At 34.5% G+C, this 2,817-nt stretch carries 2 protein-coding genes and 1 pseudogene; 1 reads left to right on the plus strand and 2 read right to left on the minus strand.

The genetic code is table 11. From position 1 onward, the window contains the following. The coding region (locus tag AB3X49_RS20700) for a TetR/AcrR family transcriptional regulator (protein WP_367964447.1) at window positions 1-442 on the minus strand (442 nt) is incomplete at its 3' end. A gap of 412 nt (window positions 443-854) precedes the next feature. Between AB3X49_RS20700 and AB3X49_RS20705 the strand changes: the two are divergent. Continuing rightward, a pseudogene (locus tag AB3X49_RS20705) lies at window positions 855-2,351 on the plus strand (multicopper oxidase family protein). A gap of 104 nt (window positions 2,352-2,455) precedes the next feature. Here AB3X49_RS20705 and AB3X49_RS20710 read toward each other — a convergent pair. Beyond that, the coding region (locus tag AB3X49_RS20710; RefSeq protein WP_367964449.1) for a DUF421 domain-containing protein at window positions 2,456-2,817 on the minus strand (362 nt) is incomplete at its 5' end.

Genomic DNA, 2,817 nt, shown 5'->3' on the forward strand with positions numbered 1-2,817 from the left:
ATCCTACATACGTTAAATAGGCAAGTCTCGCTCGATCAATTGATTCAGTTTCGTCTACGCCCATTTTTTGATACAATTTTGCAACACAAGAAATTCTTTGTTCTTCTATATCTACTAAACGTGTTGCCACAACAGGATCGTATTTAGCCCAAGCATAAATACCATTCTCAATTTTTTTATCTCGATTAAAACTAATCTGTAATAGCTGTTCTAAAGAGGCATCCTGTTGCTCCATACTTTGAACAATCAGCTTTGTTGCATGCACTTCCCAAAAGTCGAGCATAGAATCTAAAAGCTCTTGATGGTCACGAAAATAGTGATAGAAGCTTCCTTTGCTTATTTTTAGCAATCGAGCAAGTGCTTCAATGCGAACTTTATGTATACCTTCATTAGCTAATTGTTGTAATCCTACTTTTATCCAGTCTTCCCTCGTTAATTGCATATTATCTCTCCAATAAAATACGGTAGCGTATGTTTTACGTTAGATTACTACTATTCTCATTTTTTGTCAATTATTCATTCTGTTTATTTTTATGAACTTTAATGTCGTTGTTAATCGTAATATTGATCGTCATCACCCTTGATAAAATACAAGCACATACTAAATCAAATAGATTTTCTGTTATGTCCAGTAAAATATCTTCCTCTGTAAATTTCAAGAAAATTTGGATGGTCCACAGCCTAAAACCCTTGAATAAGCAGTTAGACCACTAAATTTTTCTGTATATTATTTTAAGTCATATTAGATTCACATGTATAAGGGATATATCAATGATTTTGTTGGTCAAGTATACAAACAATATAACATTCACGTAATAGAATATACTAGATTACACGAAAGGAGATGGCGATATTTGGAATTAAAAAAATTTATTGATCCCCTTCCGATTCCCTCTGCAATAAAACCTATAGGAACATATAAAGGTAAGCCGTTTTATGATGTACGTATGATTGAAACGCTACACAAGTTTCATAGTGATTTACCAAAGACGAAAGTATGGGGTTATAATGGAATGGTACCTGGTCCAACGTTTGAGGTGAAAAAAGATCATCCTGTATATGTGAGATGGTCAAACGATTTACCTGAAAAACACTTCTTACCTGTTGATACAACTGTTCACGGGGCGCATGATAACCCAGAAGTACGAACTGTTGTACATTTACATGGAAGCCCAAGTGAACCAGATAGCGATGGTCATCCTGAAGCATGATTTACGAAAAACTTTCAACAAACAGGACCTAGTTTCGTAAAAGAGATTTATCATTATTCGAATCGAGAACGAGCAACTGCCCTTTGGTATCATGATCATGCACTTGGGATTACTCGTTTAAATGTATATGCGGGTCTCGCAGGACTTTACTTGATTCGTGATAAAGAAGAAAAATCACTCCCCCTACCTAAAGGGAAATACGAGATACCACTTATCGTTCAAGATAAATCTTTTAATCCGGACGGTTCGCTATTTTATCCTGCTCAACCAGAAGACCCACCACCAGGTTTACCATACCCTTCTATTGTTTCTCTATTTTTAGGAAATACAATTGCAGTTAACGGGAAAGTATGGCCATTTTTAAAAGTTGAGCCCCGCAAATATAGATTTCGTTTATTAAACGCTTCTAATACTCGCACATACAAGTTCCAATTAAGTGACCTTAGCTCATTCTTTTTAATAGGGACTGATGGAGGCCTTCTTAAACGGCCGATTAAAGTACAAAGTTTAGATGTTTCACCAGCAGAGCGTATTGACATTATTATTGATTTTTCAAGATTTGAAGGAAAAAAAGTAGTTTTACAAAATGGAATTGATTTAGATAATCCAACTGGTGAGATAATGGAGTTCCAAGTAACGAAACCATTATCCTGCCCAGATAAAAGTAAAATCCCATGCAAATTAAGTAACATTGACTTTATTCCCGTAGAAAAAGTAAAGAAAGTAAGACGATTAACATTAAATGACTCAGAGGATGAATTTGGACGTCTCATGCTTTTATTAGATAATAAAGAATGGGACGATCCAGTGGCAGAAACACCTTTATTAAATTCTGTTGAAATATGTGAGTTAGTAAATTTGACCGTTGGGATTCATCCTATTCATATACATCTAGTTAATTTTCAAGTTCTTGATCGTCATGATTTGAATGGAAACTTATTAAATCCTCTCCCAGCTGATTTTGGATTAAAAGATACCGTGCTTGTAGCAGGTGAACAGACCGTCCGAATCATAATGAAGTTTGAGCCCTATTCTGGAGATTATGTATGGCACTGTCATCGTTTAGAGCATGAAGACCATGATATGATGAGACCGTTAAAAATCATACCTTCCAATCTTAATAGACACAAATTAAATTGATAGATACATTAAATAACACGAAAGTCCCTTCAGGATTACTGAAGGGACTATTACACGTTTGCGAAAAGTGCCTTTATGTACAAGAAGCGCTTTTCAGTCTAAAACTATTTTTTCAGATTACATTGCTCTAGAAGCTTTTCTAGCATTTCCAAAGTAACTGGTTGTGCCTTAGTAGTTAGTTGATACCCAATCCGTCCATTCGTTTCTACAGTTGCTTGTTGTAAATTCTTGATTTCATGTATACCTTTTTCTCTCAGATGCATAAATAATTGTTGTTCTGACATTTTCGCGCGTAATAAATTCTTTTTTAAGATTTCTCCGTTTTCTATAACAATAATGCTATTTCCATTTAGAAACTTTTCTACTTTTCGTGATTTCAATTCAAAAAAATGAATAATAAGTAAAACACCCGCAAAAATAAACGCAGCAAAAATAGATGGGCCTACTTTCCTACTTAATATAGGTT

This window comes from Bacillus sp. C30, assembly GCF_040838255.1.
GTDB lineage: Bacteria > Bacillota > Bacilli > Bacillales > Bacillaceae_G > Bacillus_A > Bacillus_A mycoides.